Annotated in this window: 15 protein-coding genes and 1 pseudogene; 12 read left to right on the forward strand and 4 right to left on the reverse strand. The window is 63.0% G+C overall.

Annotated elements, in window-relative coordinates:
• Positions 1-1,598: 1,598 nt before the first annotated feature.
• The 3 genes from HQ394_RS11585 to HQ394_RS11595 all read right to left on the reverse strand — a co-directional run bounded on the left by HQ394_RS11585 (position 1,599) and on the right by HQ394_RS11595 (position 6,715).
• Positions 1,599-2,750, reverse strand: coding sequence for a FecR family protein (locus tag HQ394_RS11585; RefSeq protein ID WP_190260377.1), 1,152 nt, complete (start codon positions 2,748-2,750; stop codon positions 1,599-1,601).
• Between the two features lie 270 nt (positions 2,751-3,020).
• Positions 3,021-5,135, reverse strand: coding sequence for a polysaccharide deacetylase family protein (locus tag HQ394_RS11590; RefSeq protein WP_190260378.1), 2,115 nt, complete (start codon positions 5,133-5,135; stop codon positions 3,021-3,023).
• 149 nt (positions 5,136-5,284) lie between these two features.
• The gene (locus tag HQ394_RS11595; protein WP_456151418.1) at positions 5,285-6,715 is read right to left on the reverse strand and encodes a glycosyltransferase family 4 protein; all 1,431 of its coding nucleotides are present in this window, start codon (positions 6,713-6,715) and stop codon (positions 5,285-5,287) included.
• 26 nt (positions 6,716-6,741) lie between these two features.
• Between HQ394_RS11595 and HQ394_RS11600 the strand changes: the two genes are divergently transcribed.
• The 12 genes and pseudogenes from HQ394_RS11600 to tnpC (HQ394_RS11655) form a co-directional block, all read left to right on the forward strand.
• Positions 6,742-7,182 carry a MaoC family dehydratase N-terminal domain-containing protein gene (locus HQ394_RS11600; protein WP_190260380.1) on the forward strand — a complete coding sequence of 147 codons (441 nt, stop codon included), beginning with the start codon at positions 6,742-6,744 and terminating at the stop codon, positions 7,180-7,182.
• A gap of 20 nt (positions 7,183-7,202) precedes the next feature.
• Positions 7,203-7,619, forward strand: a complete 417-nt coding sequence (locus HQ394_RS11605) for a MaoC family dehydratase (RefSeq protein WP_190260381.1) — start codon at positions 7,203-7,205, stop codon at positions 7,617-7,619.
• Positions 7,620-8,205: 586 nt separating this feature from the next.
• A complete protein-coding gene (locus HQ394_RS11610; protein ID WP_190260382.1) occupies positions 8,206-9,675 on the forward strand; it encodes a hypothetical protein in 1,470 nt (489 codons plus the stop codon).
• 224 nt (positions 9,676-9,899) lie between these two features.
• Positions 9,900-11,006, forward strand: coding sequence for a poly(R)-hydroxyalkanoic acid synthase subunit PhaE (locus HQ394_RS11615; protein WP_190260383.1), 1,107 nt, complete (start codon positions 9,900-9,902; stop codon positions 11,004-11,006).
• Positions 11,007-11,065: 59 nt separating this feature from the next.
• A complete protein-coding gene (gene phaC / locus HQ394_RS11620; protein ID WP_190260384.1) occupies positions 11,066-12,169 on the forward strand; it encodes a class III poly(R)-hydroxyalkanoic acid synthase subunit PhaC in 1,104 nt (367 codons plus the stop codon).
• Between the two features lie 172 nt (positions 12,170-12,341).
• The gene (locus HQ394_RS11625; RefSeq protein WP_223291537.1) at positions 12,342-12,836 is read left to right on the forward strand and encodes a transposase; all 495 of its coding nucleotides are present in this window, start codon (positions 12,342-12,344) and stop codon (positions 12,834-12,836) included.
• Positions 12,833-13,180, forward strand: coding sequence for an IS66 family insertion sequence element accessory protein TnpB (gene tnpB, locus HQ394_RS11630; protein ID WP_190260385.1), 348 nt, complete (start codon positions 12,833-12,835; stop codon positions 13,178-13,180). The genes HQ394_RS11625 and tnpB (HQ394_RS11630) overlap by 4 nt, the downstream gene beginning before the upstream one ends.
• A gap of 69 nt (positions 13,181-13,249) precedes the next feature.
• Positions 13,250-13,720, forward strand: coding sequence for a transposase (locus tag HQ394_RS11635; RefSeq protein ID WP_190260386.1), 471 nt, complete (start codon positions 13,250-13,252; stop codon positions 13,718-13,720).
• 94 nt (positions 13,721-13,814) lie between these two features.
• A complete protein-coding gene (gene tnpA, locus HQ394_RS11640) occupies positions 13,815-14,198 on the forward strand; it encodes an IS66-like element accessory protein TnpA (RefSeq protein ID WP_190260387.1) in 384 nt (127 codons plus the stop codon).
• Positions 14,195-14,548 carry an IS66 family insertion sequence element accessory protein TnpB gene (gene tnpB / locus HQ394_RS11645; RefSeq protein ID WP_190260124.1) on the forward strand — a complete coding sequence of 118 codons (354 nt, stop codon included), beginning with the start codon at positions 14,195-14,197 and terminating at the stop codon, positions 14,546-14,548. Before tnpA ends, tnpB (HQ394_RS11645) begins: the two co-directional genes overlap by 4 nt.
• 71 nt (positions 14,549-14,619) lie before the next feature.
• Positions 14,620-16,230, forward strand: a complete 1,611-nt coding sequence (gene tnpC, locus HQ394_RS11650) for an IS66 family transposase (protein ID WP_190260388.1) — start codon at positions 14,620-14,622, stop codon at positions 16,228-16,230.
• A gap of 82 nt (positions 16,231-16,312) precedes the next feature.
• A pseudogene (gene tnpC / locus HQ394_RS11655) lies at positions 16,313-17,508 on the forward strand (IS66 family transposase); the annotation flags it as partial.
• 312 nt (positions 17,509-17,820) lie between these two features.
• Here the strand turns inward: tnpC (HQ394_RS11655) and HQ394_RS11660 are convergent.
• Positions 17,821-18,582, reverse strand: a complete 762-nt coding sequence (locus tag HQ394_RS11660) for an SDR family NAD(P)-dependent oxidoreductase (protein WP_190260389.1) — start codon at positions 18,580-18,582, stop codon at positions 17,821-17,823.
• Between the last annotated feature and the right edge of the window lie 151 nt (positions 18,583-18,733).

Here is an 18,733-nt window from a genome sequence, read left to right on the forward strand (position 1 = left end):
TCGTCGAAGAACTGGTTGAAGCCAGAGACCTGCGTCGGCTGGATTGTTCGGCTGGTTATCAGCGGTGGTTTGACGGTACGAAATACCGCACTGCGCAGTGTAACTTTCGGGGTTACCTCCCATTGCACTCCAAGCTTTGGGTTGACCCGAAATTGATTGATATCTCGTTCGTTATAGTTATCTATACTCATGCCGAGCGTGCCAACGACGTGCGGCAATAGCCGCATATCAGAATACACATAGGCTAATTGCTGATCGATATCGTAGCGATCCTTGGTCGGCTCAAAAAATCCCAGATCAGGATAGAAAATATCAAGATCGTAATGCGCATGATATGCGCCAAAACCGCCGACGATATTGTACTTCCTGCCTCGGTAAAGAAGCGCGTTTTCTCCCTGGTACCCCTGCAATTTAACGCTCAGATCAAGGTTTGATTCCCCATCGTCTGTGTCATAATCCGCATTGCTGTATATAAATGAAGACAAAAGAGTTAAGTTGGGGTTCAACGAATATCTAGCTCCAACTCTTCCATTGTACTGCGTCAGGGATTCCTCGGTGGCAAAATGGAAGTCGGGATCAAAGCTGAATATAAGATCTCCAGTCTTGCTTTTTATGCCATTAAACTCGCCCTGAACATTAAAGTCCGGTGTAACGGCTGCCTGCGCGTAAAAATTATAAATATTGGAGTGAACGTCATTGTTGTCGCGAAAGCCTTCTGTCTGGTAGTGAAATTGACCGGCACTAACGGAGTATTGATTGTAAAGGCCGGATACCACCGTCTCGTTGCCCCAGGTGTCTTGATTGCCGGCGAGACCGGTTGCGTTGAGCTGTACTTGATTGCGCTCGAACAGTGGATTGAATTCGTTGAAACCGGGCCGGGCTGGGCCGCCGGCAGTGACGACGTTGAAGCCAGTGACGCTGAGACTCGGCTGCACCGGGTTGATGTTGACGTCTTGCAGCAGTTGCGCCTGTAGCAGTTCGCTCAGCCGGGCAATGTCCCGCCGCGGTTCGGCGACATAGATGTCGGAAAGGAACCGATGCGCTGCCGCGTTCGACGGATCGAAGCTCAGCGACTGGGTGGCGGCGTTGACGCCCAGTTGCTGAAAACCAAGGTCGTCGTAGATCCGCCCGAGGCTGGCACCGCGGGCAGCGCGGTCAGAGTCGAGCAATTCGCGCGAGCGATAGATCGCCCGGTCGTCGTTGAGGTCGATCGAGTGCTCCAGGTCGCGCAGCGCCTCCACCGGCCGGTTTTCGGTCTGTTTCTGAATCGCCGAATAGAAGAACGCCGTCGGGTCGTTGGGGTCGAGTTCCTTCGCCAGTTCAAACTGGCTGCTGGCGAGCGGATTGCGCTTCTCCTCGAAGTAGGCCTTGCCGAGATAACTGCGCAAAAGTGCATTGTTAGGATCGAGCAACACCGCCAGTTCGAGGTCGCTGCGGCCTTCGCGCAGGCTGCCCGCACGAATACGGGCGAGACCGAGGCCGAGGCGCGGCTGCGGATTGCCGGGGCTGATGGCGATGGCACGCTCGAAGGCATCCTGNNGGCGCGCGCAGTATCGAACTCCGCCAGCGCGGCAAAGCCGGCGACGGTGTGAACCCGCTCAAGCTCCGGGGCCAGCGCTTGCGCCTGTGCGGCCGCCTGACGCGAGCGATCCCGCCACCCTTGCATCAGCCACAGCTCGGCCAGGCGCGCCCAGGCAAGGGCGTTCTCTGGGGCTACCGTCGTTGCCCGNCTCCGCCGTCTCGCGTGCCGCGTCGATGCGGAACTGCGCCTGCTCGGCATAGGAGAGCGCGATCAGCGCCGGTGCAGAGCCTGGATCGAGTTCGATCGCGTGGTTGGCGTCGGCGACACCTTGTGCGGTGTCGTTCTGGGCAAGCGCGATCACCGCCCGGAGGCCGTAGGCGGTGGCATTCGTCGGATCACCGCGGAGCAATGCCTCCAGATCCAGCCCCGCCTCATCGGCGCGGCCGACACGCAACAGCAGTGAGGCGCGATAGAGGTAGAAGTCGGCGTCCCGACCGGCCTCGGGGATGGCGGCGAAGCGGGCGAAGGCTTCCTGCGTCTTGCCGGCTGAGGCAGCATTGATCGCCGCCTGCAGATCCGTCGGTAGCGTCGCTGGTGCCTTGGCACCGGGATCGTAGACGAAGGGCAAAATCGACGGATAGTAGATTGCCCACAGTACGGCATCGAGCGGTCGTACCAGCAGGGTCGACGTGGGGGCTGTCGCCGCAGTGGTGACCGCCGCCTCGCCGTCGCTCAGTACGATCTCGCCGCGGTCGTTGGCGGCGCGGATGCGACCGTGAACCACACCGAGAAGTGTTTCGCCGGCGGTGATGCGGACGAGGAATTCCGTCCCCTCGACCGCGGCATTGACCACTGGGGTGCGGACATCGAGCGATTGCGGCTTGCGGCTAAAGAAGTAGGCACCGCCGGTGAGCAGGTCGAGCCAGGAATGTCCAGCCTGCGGCGGCAGGATCAGTCGCAGCGTCGTATTCTGGTCGAGGCGCAGCTTGTTGTCGTTGTTGAGCTCGGCCGCAGCACGGGAACGGTCGCCGACGCGGACAGTGTCTTCGGCACACAGCGGTTGATCGGGCTTGGCAGGGCGCCAATCCGAAGATCCGGCGGCCTGTATCTCTACGCGGCCTTCAAGAGATACGAGGCGACCAAGCGGATCGCGACAATCTGCGGCTTGGGCAAAACCGGGAGTAGAAATCAGGAGCCCCCCGGTCGCGCAGATCAGTTTGACCAACATCCATTGTCGCACGGCTCTTCCCTAAGGTCAGCCGCTGGCGAACAGTCCCAGCATTTCTATCCGACTTTGTCTATCGGAATCCTCTTACGATTATTTGCTAAAGCGGACAGACGGGGGTGTCAACATTACGCGCTGCGGCGAGGGGAAATTAGGTTCCGTAGGCCGGATGGGCGCTCTTTTGCTGTGTCTGTATTCATCCCGCGCAGACAGGTGCGGCGGCTTTCCCTCTCCCGCCGTGCGGGAGAGGGTCGGGGTGAGGGTGGGCGCGAGCTACGCCAAAAACACCCGCTCGAGGGCGCTGCGCGAGACATTGCCCGCGTTGTCTTCCGCCTCGATGTAGTAGCGGACATCGCCGGCGCCGATGGGCAGGTCGCAGGTGAAGTAGGTACCGGTCACCGTGGCCCCGGTCTGGCAGGGGTAGGGACCGCGGTCGGTCATCGCCAGTGTCTGCTCGCCGGTGGCGGTGCGCAGGACAAGGCCGACCCGCTTCAACCCGCTGATGTCGTAAATAAAGGTGTGCACCGTGCCTTGCGGCGGCGCATCGAGGAGACAGCCCTGACCCCAGCGCTTGCCGCCCGGGTTCTCCGGCGTCACCCAGGGGGCAAAGATGGTCGGCCCGGTGAGGTCGCCGTTCAGGGCAATCTTGTCGACTGCGGCGCCCAGTTCGGCATAGCCTTTGTTGGCGGCGTTGGTCACCTGCTGATCCCAGATGTGCTGGCCGGTCCAGTACCAGTAACAGCTTGTCTCCGCCGTCAGCATCAGTCGCACCGCATCGGCGAGGCCGGGATGGCCGGGTTCAGCATCTTCCAGCGAATGCACCGCGTTCTGGAAGGCAGTAAGCACCGCCCAGGAGTTGAGGTCGGGCGAGTACGGCTGGTCGTAGCGGCTGAACCACTTCATGAACTGCGGATCGCCGTTGTCGGCGCCGGCCCAGGAGCCGGGTTCGATATGCACTGGATGGGACGGATCGGGCGGGAAGCGGTCGAGATAGTCGAGAACGGTGGTCAGTTCGAAACGCGGATCCTGCTGTAGCCAGTGCACCAGGGCGCCGGTGTTGTGGTGGTAGTAGCTGTCGGCGCCGCCGCCGTGATTGTCGCCGTCGGAATGCAGCAGGAAGAACGGCGGATGCTTGGGATCATAGGAGCCGGTGGCGACGATCTGGTCGTAGACTTGGCCGAGGACGCTCGGGTACTGCAGGGCGCCGAAGCCACCGCGCGCATCCTCGTTGCCGATATAGCGCTCGGCCGGCACGGCGATGATCTTGTGGCTTTGCCCGGCGGGATCGACGTACTCGACCCACTCGGGGCGGAGCAGCGACGGCGAAATCTTCGAGCCGGCCCAGATGTTGTTGAGTTGCAGCCAGTCGTCCATTGCGGGGTCGACCTGCTCGGCGGCATTCGGCGGCAGCATGCCTTCCTGGATGCCGGCGTAGGGATAGTCCTTGCAAGCGCGGAAGCGGTGGATGGAGTCGTAGATCACCGCGGTAACGCCCGCCTCGATCAGTGCCGGGATGATGCGGACGTGAAAGGCGGTCTCCGGCGGGAAGAGGACTGTGGATGCCTCGGTGCCGAAGGCAGTGCGAACGATGTCGCGGTGCCAGTGGATCTGCTTGACGATGTTCCGATGCGGAATCAGCGGCATCAGCGGATGAAAGAAGCCGAAGGCAGTGAAGTCGATCCGCGGATGGCCGAGTGTGGTCTTCTCGCTGGCCATGCTGGCGAGTGTGTTATTCCAGCCACCGAACCGCCCGCCGCAGAGGCCGTCGCGGGCGCAGCGGTCGAGCTGCTCAATCAGCGAACCGCTCCAACTGGTCGACAGACCAGCGTGAGCCAGGCCACCGCCGATGTACTGGCGGACGGCAGCGGGGACGAAGTCGGTGTAGTTGCNCGCACGCGAGCCGAAGATGCCGTCCTTCTCGCCGTCCCAGTAGTTGCGGTCGGTGGTATTGTAATAGGGCTGGTGCATGTGCTTGTGAATGCCGAAGTAGAGCTTCACCGGTGCACCGCCGCCGACGCTCACGCGCGGCGCCGGCTTGGCTCCCGGGGCGAGCTTCACGGTGCGGAAGTCCTTGATCCAGTCGCCGCCGCCGGCCTGCGCAATGTCGGCTTTCTTGCAACCTTCCACCTGCAGTCGCAGCTCACCCGGTCCGGCGAGGCCCGCCGGGACCTCAACCGTGTAGGCGCTGCCACCGGTTGCCGCCGCACTTTCCGTAATCTCTTCGCCTTTGAGCAAGCGCTGGCCGCCCTGCGAATGGATGATCACCTGTGGAAAGGGGATCTCGCCATCGGCGGTAAAGGTTAGTCGGAACGCTGGGTTTTTCCCGGTTGCCTCGCAGGTGAGCGAGTCCGGTGCATCGATGCTGACCAGACGGTTAAAGACTGCCATCGGAAACTCCCTAGCCCAAACATTCTAATTCTTGCCGCTTCGCGGCCGCCTGAAGTCGGCGCCGGGCGGTGCGCTGCGACAGCGCGCCAGAATCAGCGCAGCTGTCGCAGCTGGTCTTGAATTCGCTGCAAGCGATCGTCGTCGCCATCCTAATGGACTAGGACGCGGTAGACACCCTCCGTATGACCGGCAATCGTCTCCCAGTTGAAGGTGGTCTCGACGGCGCGGCGGCCGTTGGCGCCAAGCCAGCGGCAGTGCCCATGGTTGGCAAGAAGGGAGCCAAGGCCGTGGGCCAGCCCCTGCGGGTCAGCGTTGACGAGGAAGCCGTTCACATCATGCCATACGAACTCACGCGGGCCGCCCGACGTGGTAGCGACGACGGGTTTGCCGGCGGCCCACGCTTCGAGGACGACGATGCCGAAGGGCTCATTGCGGCTCGGGACGCAGACGATGTTGCAGGCGCGCATCAGGTCGATGAATTCACCGCGGTTCATCGTGGTGCGGAAGACGACGGCGTGGGCGATGCCGAGGCGATGAGCCAACTCGATGATCTTGTGCCGCTCCGGCCCGTCGCCGGAGATGACGAAACGGGCCTCGGGAAAGGAGGCGAGGACCATCGGCACCGCTTGCACCAGCATGTCGATGCCCTTCTGCAGCGTCAGCCGCGCTGGCGAGAAGACCATTGGCGCAAGTGGCGCAAAGCCGAAGCGAGACTTGATCGCGCCCGGGTCGATGAAGCCGTCGAAGGTGTGATAGCTGACGCCATTGTAGACGGTGTGAACCTTGTTGCGCGGCACGTGGTAGATGCGGACCACCTCGTCGGCGAGGAAGTTGCTGACGCCGATCACCAGGTGTGCGGCGTGGCAGCCGGCGGCCTCGATGTCGCGGACCCGCCGGGCGAAGCCGTCAANAAAGACGTTGCCATCACGGCCGTATTCGGTCGAGTGCATGCTCAGAATGCCGGGCGTGCCGAAGCCCTGCATCACATAGGACAGCGCGTTGACCGCCATCCAGTCGTGAGCATGGGCGAGGTCGAGACCGCCCACGTGCGACGAGATTTCATGGAAGCAGTGGGCCATCGCCTTGCACATCAGGTCGGCGTTGGAGATGGGATCGGGACTGTGGCCGTAATTGACCCGGTGATAGTGAACCCCATGCACGAGGTCGTAGCTGTTTTGACCTTGCACCTGGCGGGTGATGATGTGGACCTGATGTCCGCGCCGCTGCAGGCCAGCGGCTAACTCGGTCACATGAACGGCGAGCCCGCCTTCGAAGACGGAATGCAAGGACTCGGGCGAAAACATGGCGATCCGCATCGGCGCACTCCTTGCCGCGTGGCTGGTCGGCGGCTCGGTGCTAACGGTGACGACGGCGATATCATGCGAGCGCCACCTCATCACCATGGCTTCAGACAATGAGCGGCGGCCACCTGATTGGCATGCGTTTTTAGGGGCTTGCTGCAGGCGCGACAAGCGCGGACCTTCCTTGACTTTGGTGAGACCAGTGGTGAAGTTGCAGTGCACCAAAGCCCGTTCCGGGACCTGAAGGCCGGGTGCGCCTGAGCACCCGCAGCATTCCATTGAAATGACAACAAGGGTGGGAAGAAATGATCGACCCAAAGCACATCGGGAGGACGACGCCGCCACAGACGATCGATGTGGAGAAAGGGCGGCTGAAGTTCTTCGCTAAGGCCATCGGTGAAACAGATCCGATCTATTCTGACGAAGCGGCCGCCAAAGCGGCCGGACACAAGACCATTCCGGCGCCGCCCACTATCGGTTTCTGCCTCGAAATGGAAACCAACTCCCTGTGGGACAATATTGCGGCAATGGGTGTCCCGGTAGGCAAGATTCTGCATGGATCGCAGACGTTTACCTACCATGCGCCGATCTATGCCGGTGACCAGATCACCTTCGTGACCAAGGTCTCCGACATTTACGCGAAAAAGGGCGGGGCGCTCGAGTTTATCGTTGAGGACTCGACGGCGACGAACCAGGACGGTGTACTGGTGGTCGAAATCCAGCGCGTCATCGTTGTCCGCAACTGATCGGCAGAAGGAAAAAACCCATGGCTCCCTCCTACGCGGACATCAATGTGGGCGATGAACCCATCCGTCTCGAGACCGATCCGATTTCGCGGACGACACTTGCGCTCTATTGCGGCGCCTCGGGCGACCACAACCCGATGCATATTGACATCGATTACGCCAAGGCGGCGGGCGAAAAGGACGTGTTCGCCCACGGCATGCTTGTCATGGCCTATCTCGGCCGCTCGGTGACGTCGTGGGTGCCACAGACGGCGCTCCGAAGCTTCAACACCCGGTTTACCGCCATCACCCGCATTGGTGAGAAGATCATCTGCACTGGCAAGGTGGTGGAAAAGAAGGAAGTGGACGGCGAAAAGCGGGTGAAGGTCGAATTGTTGGCCACGAACGAAAAGGGTGAGTCGAAGGCTGCCGGTGAGGCTGTCGTCGCCCTGTCCTGAGTGAGTGGTCGCTCGAATATTTGGCTTTCTGCTACTGCCGGGCTCAAGCGAATGATAGCTGGAGGCGAGCCGACGGACGGGGCCGTGCCCGACGCGGCGGATGCACATCCGGTAGTGCAATGACGAACAGGCGAGGGGGTCGGCGATTATTGTTGGCCCCCTTTGCGCCTAAGCAGGCGGCACGGGGTGCCAATTTTTTTTGCATCACGACCCTGTCACGCCCTTTCGGTTCGCGTCGATCCCGTATATAACCCTAAAACGCAATGCTGCAGTGCAATGCGCTCCGTTGCGCTAAGGTCGATTTTATTCTATAATTTCTAAACTCGAGAATAAACCTTTCAGCCATTTCCCTAATCAGCGGCAAGCTGTGGCAGCAAGGGATGTAAGTTCGAGTGAAGAAATACATCAGCTTAGCGTCCGGGGAAGCTAGGCATGCAATAAAACAATAAAGCCCGCAGGAATTCGCGAGCTTCCCGAGTGGTGAGGAAGACGGCAAGCAGGCAGTGGTCTAAGATTGGGGAAGATTCTCACGTTCTGAAGCCGAATTATAATTAGAAGCCCACGTGCTTAGGTCAGGAGTGAAAACGTGTACGCACTTGCGAAAGAGTTGCCCGAGCTGGGTGCCAACGTTGCTCGGTATATGGTCGCCCTCTCCCGCGCTACCAACCGGGAGATTGCCGAATTTGCCGAGAGCTGCCTCATTTCCAGTCAGGTTGCTATGAAGGCGGCGAAGGAAAACCCACTTAGCGTTTGGCAGACTCTCGAAGTTCTCCAGCATAATCAGCAGTTGATGGCCAAGGGCATGATGAGTGCCCAGGAAAAGATGACGGGCTTCGTCTTCGACCAGATCGAAGAGGGAATGGCGGCGCTGATCAATACGGTCTACCAGCGTGAAGGTGATACTGTCGCCACCTTCATGGGCCGCGAAGCCGACATCATGGAAGCCGTTGCAAACTTCAACGAGGAAATCGAGAAGATTAAGGACGATTTCGGATTCCACTTCAGTAGTGAACATTACAAGCTGGCGCACGAAACCGACACATTCCTGATGTATCAGGTGCTGCCGCTGAAGAAGGGCGTTAAGGTCCGCAATGACCTGAAGCCAGTTCTTCTTGTTCCTCCCTACATGCTGGGCGTGCACATCCTGTCCTTCCTGCCCTACGAGAACAAGAGCTACGCGCATTCCTTTGCTAACGAGGGCATCCCCACCTACGTTCGCGTCGTCAAAGACATCATGACGACCGACAAGGTGCAGACGACGACACCCGAGGACGATTGCCTGCAGACGCTTGAGCTTTGCAAGAAGCTGGTAGAACTGCATGGTGGCAAGAAGGTCGTCCTTAACGGGACTTGCCAAGGCGGTTACATCAGTCTGATGAACGTGCTCTCCGGTAAGCTTGCCGACGTGTGCGACACCCTGATCACCAACGTTGCACCGATCGACGGCACCTATTCGGAAGCCATCTGTGGCATGCCGCGGATGCACCACGACTTCATCACCACGACACTGCCGAACGGCAATAAGGTGGCGAACGGCTACCTGCTCAGCCTCGGCATGCGCTTTGTTGCGATTGACCGCGAAACCCCGCTGGTCAAGGTGATTGACCAGGCGGCGCTGCAGAAAGCGACGAACATGAACCCGGGCAAGACGCCGGCGGCCCTGTTCCGTTGGCTGTTGAAGGAGCGGGTGCATCTGCCGATCGGTATCGCCAGCATGAGCTCCACCACCTTCCAGGAGCCGATCGGCGCCGATGGGACGCTGCCGGTCTCCCTGTTCGGCAAGCCGCTCAACGTCGGTGACTTGGCGAAGCTTGGCGTCAAGTGGTACCAGAACTATGCGATCAAGGACGATCTGGTGACGCCGCCGTGCGCCACTGCCGGCAACAAGTTCCTTGAGGGCACGCAGGTGATCGAGTCCGTGGCGTTCCATGGCGGCCACGTTGCCATCCTCACCAGCCCCTACGCGAAGCGCGCGCCGGTGAACGGCGAGTTTGTCGATGCGCTGGGCAACAAGGTGCGTGGTCCGGTGAAGTTTATCCTCGACATGGCGGCCTAACGCTTCACTCGCTGTTATCCAGTCTCTGAAAAGGGCGCCTTGGGGCGCCCTTTTTTTTGGTGGGCTCCCGCCAGATAATGGCTATAAATCGCGCTTCGAGACGAACGCCCCCTCACCGGCGAGGACCAAGGGCCGACCACAGACAATACGAAAGTTCAAAGGCACCGACATCGCGCCGGCGATTTGAGCGCCCTGGCCGAGACCCATTGTGGAGGAGAACGAGGATGGACTGGACTCAACAAACCAACGACATGATGAAAACATGGAGCGACGCCCAGAAGCAATTGTGGAGCAACTGGTTGGGATGGGGGCAAGGGGCAGCCGGTCTGGGCCAGCCCGCAGCAATGTTTGACCCGACCCAGTTTCTGCGCATGGCCGTCGATACCTGGTCCGGCAGCAAGGATTCTCCGGCACAGCGCTTTGCAGGCAACATCTTCGGCACGCCCGACATGATGATGCGCAGCATGAACCTGATCATGAAGGCATGGCAGGTGGCGTCGCCAAAGATGGAAGCGGGCAAAGCATGGCAGCCAGATCTGCAGGCGCTGCTCAAACAGTGGCAGGAGGAAATCTCCGAGCTGCCGAAGAGGGCGATGGCTGGTTCCAGCGACTTCGCCCAGCTTAGCAAATCGATGTTTGAGCGCTGGTCGCCGATGACCGCGCCGTGGCTGGCGATGCTCAACCAAGCCACCGCCGCCGGTCATCCCGGTGAGGCGTTTATGACCGGGACCGGCGGACTCGGTCGTATTCTCGGGTTCGGCGAAGCGTTTCAGATGATGGGCGGCGGCGGCGAGTTCGGCCTCAGCGAAATGCCGCGTGCGACGGTTATGCGCGAGAAGATGGGTAAATTTCTCCGCGTTATCGATGCGGTCAAGGACCTGCAGGACGCTCAGCAGGCTTACCACAAGAAGCTTGGTGGCGGCATCGCCACCTCTGTGGAGCGCACGATTGACCACCTCGCCAAACTGGCGGAGAAGGGCGAGAAAGTCACCAGTCCGCGCGATTTGATGCGGACCTTCTTCTCGATCTCCGACAAGACTCTTAATGAGTCATTCAACACGCCGGAGTTTCTGGAGATCCAGGAAAAGCTGACCCACGCGCTGATGACCCACAAGATCGCCCAGCGGGAGGCGCTTGAGGTGATCTATAACCAGCTGGAGATCCCCACCCGCAGTGAAATCGACGAGGCGTATCGCGATATTCACGAGCTCAAGAAGGAAGTACGGGCGCTGAGAAAGGCACTTAAGGAAGCGGCACCTAAGTCGGTAGCGGCCAAGGGCAAAAAGGCTGCGTCGAAGGAATTGGAAGCGACCGAGGTCCCGGCGTCGTAACTGCGACGCTCGCGATCAAACGGTACGCCCCGGAGGTTCCATTAAGGAAAGACGAAGACATGAGCAAATTCCCCTTTGAGTTCAGGCCCGACGACGTGGCGCGGGAAATGGCCCAAATTGAAAGCAAGATTTCGGCAGGTCTGGCGCAGCTGACTAGTCTCAAAGACGAGGATGTGGATATCGGCAGCACGCCGAAGGACGTCTTCTATGCGCGTGAGACTTTTCAGGTTTATCACTACAAGCCGTTGGTGCCGCAGGATCAGATTCACCATGTCCCGATGGTGATTTCGACGCCTCTGATCAACGGCTATGAAGTGGCTGATCTTCAGCCGGATCGTTCCCTCGTCCGTAATTTCCTTAACGAGGGGATCGATGTCTATATGATCAACTGGGGTTACCCGAAACGGTGTGACCGCTACAACAACATCGACGATTACGTCACCGACTACCTCGACGATATCGTCGACAACATTGCCGAAAACGCCGGCCTGGATAAGATCAACCTGTTCGGCATTTGCATGGGTGGCACCATGGCCACCTGCTATTCGGCGCTGCATCCGGAAAAAGTGCGTAATCTGGCGCTCACTGTGACGCCGATCGACTTCCACCAGACGAAGATCCCCGGGCAGCCGCATGTCGGTCTGCTGTTCGAGATGGGCAGGTCGGTCGATGTTGATGCGATGGTCAACGCGTTCGGCAACGTTCCGGCTGACGTGTTGAACGTCTCGTTCCTGATGGCCTCGCCGTTCACGCTGATGTTTGGCAAGTACGCCGATAGCCTCGACATCCTCGACAACAAGGAAGCCTTGATTAACTTTCTCAGGATGGAGAAGTGGCTGTTTGGCGGTCCGGAAGTTCCCGGCGAAGCCTATCGCCAGTTCGTTACCCAATTCCTGAACAAGAACGCGCTGGTCAACGGGACGCTGATGCTTGGTGGCCGCAAGGTCGACTTGGCCAACCTCTCGATGCCGGTCCTCAATGTGTACGCAGAGCGCGACCACTTGGTGCCGCCGCCGAGCACCGTTGCACTCGGCAAGTACATCGGCAATAAGAAAGACTACCAAGAGCTGCCGATTAAAACCGGTCACATCGGCATCTATACGGGCGGCGCCCCGCAGAAGATCGTCGCCCCCAGCGTCGCTAAGTGGCTGAAAGAACACTAAGCCGACCGATCGTACGGTCGAATTCGGCGGTCTGATGATACCGCGCTCCCGCCCACGCGGGAGCGCGGGTTTTCCGTGACCGTGTGCGCAAGACGCCGGCGGCCGCCAATCTGGTCGAGTGGCAGAACGTACGTAACCGTCCGGCGAGGGCCGCCTTCCGACCGGGGCATGAGTGTGGCTTGTCTTTGCACCGGTGCTGACACTGGTGTTTGCACCGATGCGAGAGGCGGTGTGTGGTATGGCGCAGGTTCACGTTCTCACTCACCCCGAGCGGCGGCGGCGGTTCAGCATCGGGCAGAAGCGGGCGATTGTCGCTGCGGCGTTGGCGCCGGGAGCGGTCGTCGCGGACGTGGCGCGGCGGGCGGATGTTTGTCCCAGCCTGATCTATCGCTGGCGACGGGAGATCGGACGTCCGGACGGGTTTGCCGAGGTTGTGGTGGCGCCCCTCGCCGATGCCCGGAGCGATCATTCTCGCGGTCATGGCAGCGATGAACGGGGCGGCGTACCGGCGGTTGCGACGGCTGAAGCGGCTCATTCCGGTATCGCCGAAGGTTCGTCGGTGCCGGCGATCGAGATTGAGTTCTCCGGTGCGTCGCGGGTTCGCATTCCGGCGTCGGTGCCGGCGGATCTGGCGGCGGCGGTGATCGCGGCGCTGCGCCGCCGATGATCCCGGTTCCGGGCGGGGTGCGGGTGTGGCTGGCGGTCGGCCGGACGGACATGCGGCGCGGCATGAACGGCTTGGCGCTGCAGGTGCAGGAGACGCTGAAGCGGGATCCGCACGGCGGCGATTTGTACATTTTTCGCGGCAGACGCGGTGACCTGATCAAGATTCTCTGGCACGACGGGCTCGGGATGTCGCTGTATGCGAAGCGCCTCGAGCGTGGCCGATTTATCTGGCCGTCTCCCGCCGATGGTGTCGTCTCGATCACGCTGGCGCAGCTCGCCTATCTGCTTGAAGGCATTGACTGGCGGAACCCGCGTCACAGTTTCCGGCCGGAACGGGCCGGCTGAGCGAGGCGACGGGTCGTCGGCCTCGATTTGGGGGAGTCAAGCCGCCGATTTTATGATTCCATCGGCGGCATGACTCCGCCACCCGATGCCCTGCCCGACGATCTCGAGGCGCTGAAAGCAGCGTTGCTGGCTGAGCGTTCGGCCCGGCTCGAGGCGGAGGCGCGGGCGTCGGGCGCCGAGGCGATGGTGGCGCATCTGAAGCTGATGATCGCCAGGCTGAAGCGCGAGCGCTTCGGGCCGTCGTCGGAGCACCGTCGCCGTCTGCTCGACCAGCTGGAACTGCAGTTGGAGGAGCTGGAGGCGACCGCCGCCGAGGATGCCTGTGCCGCCGAAGCGGCCGCCGCCGCCGTGGCAAAGCCTCGCCGGGACGACAGCGCCGCCTCGGGTGACGGCCGCCGTCGGCCGGTGCGGGCACCGTTGCCGGCGCACCTGCCGCGCGAGCGCGTCGTCATCCCGGCGCCCCACGGTCTGTCCGTGCTGCCGGGGCAAGCTGGTCAAGCTTGGCGAGGACGTCACCGAGACGCTGGAGGTGATCCGTAAGCGGAGCTCTGACCCCACGTTGCGGCCGGTGATTGCTCGCGGATGATGGCGGCTCCCAGGACGGAGGCGCCGCGTGGATCGTTTGCCAAGTAAGGTGCCAATTAATTGGCAAAGCGCCCGTCAGGGCGAGGTACTGCCGTGGGGTGAGCGGCGGCGGCGGTGGAGCTGGGAGGAGAAGGCGCGGATCGTCGCCGAAAGTTTCGCCCCCGACGCCGTGGCGAGCGCGGTCGCCCGCCGGCACGGGCTGCACCGCAACCAGCTGTATGCCTGGCGGAAGGAGTTGCGCCAAGCGGCGGACGCGGCGACGGCGGACGCGGTACCGCTCGACTTCGTGCCGGTAGTGGTGAGCGAGGGGCGTTGTCCAGCCGGCAGTCCGGCGATCGAGATCGAGCTTGCCGGTGCTCGGGTGCGGGTGTCGCCGGGCGCCGATCCGGTGCTCCTGGCGGACGTGCTCCGGACGCTGAAGGCGCTCGGATGATCGTCCCGCCTTCAGGCGTCCGGGTGCTGGTGGCGACGCGGCCGGTCGACTTCCGCTGCGGCGCCGACCGACTCGCTTCGATCGTGCAGACGGCGCTGGGGCACGACCCCTTCTCCGGGACAATTTACGTCTTCCGTTGCAAACGATCGGACAGGCTGAAACTGCTCGTCTGGGACGGCAGCGGCTTGGTGATGGTGTGGAAACGGCTGGAGGCAGGCGTCTTTCGCTGGCCGCCGGTGACCGGGGGCGTGATGCGGCTGTCGGCGGCGCAGCTGGCGGCGCTGTTGGATGGCCTCGACTGGTCGCGGATGCACGCGCCGCGTCTCGGTCGACCGAAGAAGGCACAATAGGCTGTGCCGGCCTGCCGGGAAGCCACAAGAACTCTGGTAAGCGTCTGGCATCGTGCTTAGAATCGCCGCTCATGACCGACCTCGACGCGATCCCCGACGATCCTTCCGCGCTGCGCGCCGCGCTGCTGGCGATGCGGGCCGAGCTCGCCGCCGAGCGGGCCCTGCGCCGCGGGCTGGAGGACCGGAACGAGCGGCTGCAGCACTTCATCCGCCAGCTGCAGCGGATGCAGTTCGGAAGGCGGTCGGAGGCGCTCGACCCCGACCAGCTGAACCTGGCGCTTGAAGACCTCGAGCAGGCGGTGGCGGAAGCCGACGCCGAGGCGGAGAAGGCCGATCCGCCGCGACGCGAGGCCCGCGCCCGCGAGCGGCGGCAGAACCGCGGCACCCTGCCCGGACATCTGCCGCGGATCGAGGTGGTGATCGAGCCGCCGACGACCATCTGCCCGTGCTGCTCCGGTGCGATGCACATCATCGGCGAGGACCGCTCCGAACGCCTCGACGTGATCCCGATGCGCTGGCAGGTGATCGTCACCCGCCGGCCGAAGTACGGCTGCCGCGCCTGCGGGAGTGCTGTGGTGCAGGCGCCGGCGCCGCCGCGGCTGATCGAGGGCGGCCTGCCCACCGAACGGCTGGTGGCGCACGTGCTGGTGGCGAAATATGCCGACCATGCGCCGCTCTACCGCCAGGCACAGATGCTCGCCCGGCAGGGTATCGCCCTCGACCGCTCGACGCTGGCCTCCTGGGTCGGCACCGCGGCGGCCGAGTTGAAGCCGCTGTGGCGGCTGCTGCGCGACGATCTGCTCGGCTCGGCGAAGCTGTTCGTCGACGAGACGCCGGCACCGGTGCTCGATCCCGGCCGCGGCCGGACGAAGACCGGCTGGTTCTGGGCGATCGCCCGCGACGACCGGCCGTGGGGCGGCGCCGATCCGCCGGCGGTGGTGTTCACCTACGCACCCGGCCGCGGCCACGCGCACGCGGCCACGCTGCTGAAGGACTTCCGCGGCATCCTGCAGACCGACGCCTATGCCGCCTACAAGGCGGTGGCCGGGGCTGCGGGCGACGAAGCGGCTGCCGGGTCCGCCGACGGCGGCGTCCTCCTCGCCCACTGCTGGGCACACTGCCGCCGGCGATTCTACGAGGTCGCACAGAAGCGGCCGGCGCCGATCGCCCATGAGGCGCTGCGGCGGATCGCCGCGCTGTACGAGATCGAGGCGGAGATTCGCGGCAGGCCCGCCTGCGAACGGCGAGCCGTCCGGCAGGCGCGGACGAAGCCGCTGCTGGACGCGATGCGGCCATGGCTCGAGCAATGCCGGGCGCAGCTGTCGAAGAAGTCGCCGCTGGGCGAGGCGATCGGCTACCCGCTGAACCAGTGGGAGGGGCTGAGCCTCTTCCTCGACGACGGCCGGATCGAGATCGACTCGAACGTCATCGAGCGCTCAATGAGGCCGATTGCTCTCAATCGCAAGAACGCACTCTTCGCCGGCCATGACCTGGGAGCGGAAAACTGGGCGGTGCTGGCGTCATTGATCGAGACCTGCAAGTGGCACGCGGTCAACCCGGAAGCCTGGCTCGCCGACGTGCTCGCCCGCCTCGTCTCCGGCTGGCCGAACCGCCGCCTCGCCGAGCTCACCCCCTGGGCATGGAAGGCCGAGCAGGACGCCCTCCACCGCGCCGCCGCGTGACCCATTCCGCTGCGGCCGAGGTCAAGACCGAGCACTCTGGCAAGCGAAAAGCAGGTGCGGCCGGAGCTTCGCTTACGGTGATCCCCGGCAGTGGAAGGTGATCCAGACGGTGCGCGAAAAGTTCAGCTGCCGGGCGTGCGAGCGGATCACCCAGCCGCCGGCACCGTTCCACCCGATCGCCCCGGGGCCCCCACGCGATCATCGATCGCGTGGGGTGGGTCGCCCGCGGCCGGGCCGGCGCCGGGCTCCTGGCGATGGTCCTCTACGGCAAGTACGGCAATCACCTCCCGCTCAATCGGCAGAGCGAGGGCTTCGCCCGCGAAGGCATCGACCTCGACGTCTCGACGTTGGCCGACTGGGTCGGCGCCTGTGCCGCGGCACTGTCGCCGCTGGTCGAACTGATCCGCCGCCATGTGCTGGATGCTGCGCGCCTCCACGGCGACGACACGACGGTGCCGGTTCTCGCCAAGGGCAAGACGGTGACCGGCCGGCTGTGGACCTACGTCCGCGACGATCGTCCCTTCGGCGGCCCACACCTCGATGGAACCGGTCCGCCGGCGGCGGTGTACGTCTACTCGCGCAGTCGCGAGGGCGAACACCCGCGCCGGCACTTGGCCGATTACGCCGGCATTCTCCAGGCCGACACGTTCGGCGGCTTCAACGCGCTCTACGAGCCGTCGCGCAAGCCGGGTCCGATTACCGAGGCGGCGTGTTGGAGCCACGGCCGGCGCAAATTCTTCGCGCTGGCGGACGTTGCCAAGGCGCCGCTGGCAATCGGGGCGGTGCGGCGGATCGACGCCATCTTCGATGCCGAGCGCCCCCTCAACGGGTTGCCCGTCGAGCAGTGGCTGGCGCTGCGGCAACGGCACGCCGCACCGCTCGTCGGCGAACTGGAAGCCTGGATGCGACGCGAGGCGCGGCCGGCTCTCCCGCCACAACGAGCTGGCGAAGGCGATGGACTACATGTTGAAGCGCTGGCCCGCCTTCACCCGCTTCCTCGAAGATGGGCGGATCTGCCTGACCAACAACGCCGCCGAGCGAGCGTTGCGTGGCATTGCCCTCGGCAGACGCAGCTGGTTGTTCGCGGGATCCGACCGCGGCGGCGAGCGGGCCGCCGCGATCTACACGCTGATCGGGACGGCCAAGCTGAATGACGTCGATCCGCAGGCCTGGCTCGAGGATGTGCTCCGCCGCATCGCCGACCACCCCGCCAGCCGCCTCGCCGAACTCCTCCCCTGGAACTGGCGACCCCAGGCCCTCGACGCCGCCGCAGCCTGAAACGAGGACCACCCGCGGCCTTCGTCGGATGGTTACGAACGTACTACTGGCTTCGCAAGCCAACGACGTGGGGCCAGCGAGACTTGCGGCAATGGCGGCGAGAAGCTGGGTTAACGCTGCGAACGTGTCTAAGAGGGGCTGTGATCCGACTGAAGCGAGGATAAGCAACGCAGGCCCACCTCATGGCGCAAGACTCTGCCTGACACATCAAATACGCACATTACAGTGCGCGGCCGCGGCCCTCAGCGGTAACGAGAAAAGCTGGCCGCCCGGCGGTGAACACCGACGCGGCCAGGATCAGGTTGCGTGTGCTTAGCCCCGCATACGCAGCGCACCGTCGCAGCGAACCACTTCGCCGTTCAGGTACGGGTTGTCGATAATCGCGAGTGCAAGCTTGGCATATTCCTGCGGATTACCCAGCCGCGAGGGGAACGGCACCTCGGCACCCAGCGTCTTCTGCGTCTCTTCCGGCAGGCCTGCCATCATCGGCGTCTTGAAGATGCCCGGCGCGATGCAGAACACACGCACGCCGGCGGGAGCAAATTCACGTGCCGACGGCAGCGTCAGACCGACTACGCCCGCCTTCGACGAGGCATAGGCCGCCTGGCCCACCTGGCCCTCGAACGCGGCGATGGATGCGGTGTTGATGATGACGCCGCGCTCCTGAGTGTCACCAACCGGGTCCAGCGCTAGCATGTCGGCAGCGGTGAGACGCATGATGTTGAAGGTGCCGACAAGGTTGATGCCGACGACCTTGCTGTAAAGGTCAAGCGAGTGCGGGCCCTTCCGGCCGACGATCTTCGCCGGCGGAGCAATGCCTGCGCATTGCACAACAATACGCGCAGCACCATGGGCAGCCTTTGCCTTGGCGACGGCGGCTTCGGCCGACTCTGCATTCGAGACATCGCAGATGCAGGCAACGCCGCCGATTTCGCTGGCGACGCGGTTGGCAGCTTCCTCAGCCAGATCGAATACCGCCACTTTGGCACCGGCAGCAGCCAGCGCGCGTGCCGTGATCTCGCCGAGGCCTGAACCAGCGCCGGTGACGATAGCAGCAAGTCCTTTGACGTCCATTTTTTCTCCCCTGAGTTAACCCAGATAGCTATCGCGACAGAATGAGCTGAGCATAGCACGCGCACTCAGTCTTAGCCGATGCGATGAATGGATAGCAGCCCTTCGCCAACTGAGGGACCGCACAACGTGCCTAGTCTCACGGGCGGGGCAA

It is taken from the genome of Defluviicoccus vanus (genome assembly GCF_014672695.1).
Lineage (GTDB): Bacteria > Pseudomonadota > Alphaproteobacteria > Rhodospirillales > Defluviicoccaceae > Defluviicoccus > Defluviicoccus vanus.

Excerpts from the sequence above, each read along its gene's own strand:
- HQ394_RS11600 (WP_190260380.1), top strand. The coding sequence starts at position 6,742 with ATGATCGACCCAAAGCACATCGGGAGGACGACGCCGCCACAGACGATC.
- HQ394_RS11605 (WP_190260381.1), top strand. The coding sequence starts at position 7,203 with ATGGCTCCCTCCTACGCGGACATCAATGTGGGCGATGAACCCATCCGT.
- HQ394_RS11615 (WP_190260383.1), top strand. The coding sequence starts at position 9,900 with ATGGACTGGACTCAACAAACCAACGACATGATGAAAACATGGAGCGAC.
- phaC (WP_190260384.1), top strand. The coding sequence starts at position 11,066 with ATGAGCAAATTCCCCTTTGAGTTCAGGCCCGACGACGTGGCGCGGGAA.
- tnpB (WP_190260385.1), top strand. The coding sequence starts at position 12,833 with ATGATCCCGGTTCCGGGCGGGGTGCGGGTGTGGCTGGCGGTCGGCCGG.
- HQ394_RS11635 (WP_190260386.1), top strand. The coding sequence starts at position 13,250 with ATGACTCCGCCACCCGATGCCCTGCCCGACGATCTCGAGGCGCTGAAA.
- tnpB (WP_190260124.1), top strand. The coding sequence starts at position 14,195 with ATGATCGTCCCGCCTTCAGGCGTCCGGGTGCTGGTGGCGACGCGGCCG.
- tnpC (WP_190260388.1), top strand. The coding sequence starts at position 14,620 with ATGACCGACCTCGACGCGATCCCCGACGATCCTTCCGCGCTGCGCGCC.
- HQ394_RS11660 (WP_190260389.1), bottom strand. The coding sequence starts at position 18,582 with ATGGACGTCAAAGGACTTGCTGCTATCGTCACCGGCGCTGGTTCAGGC.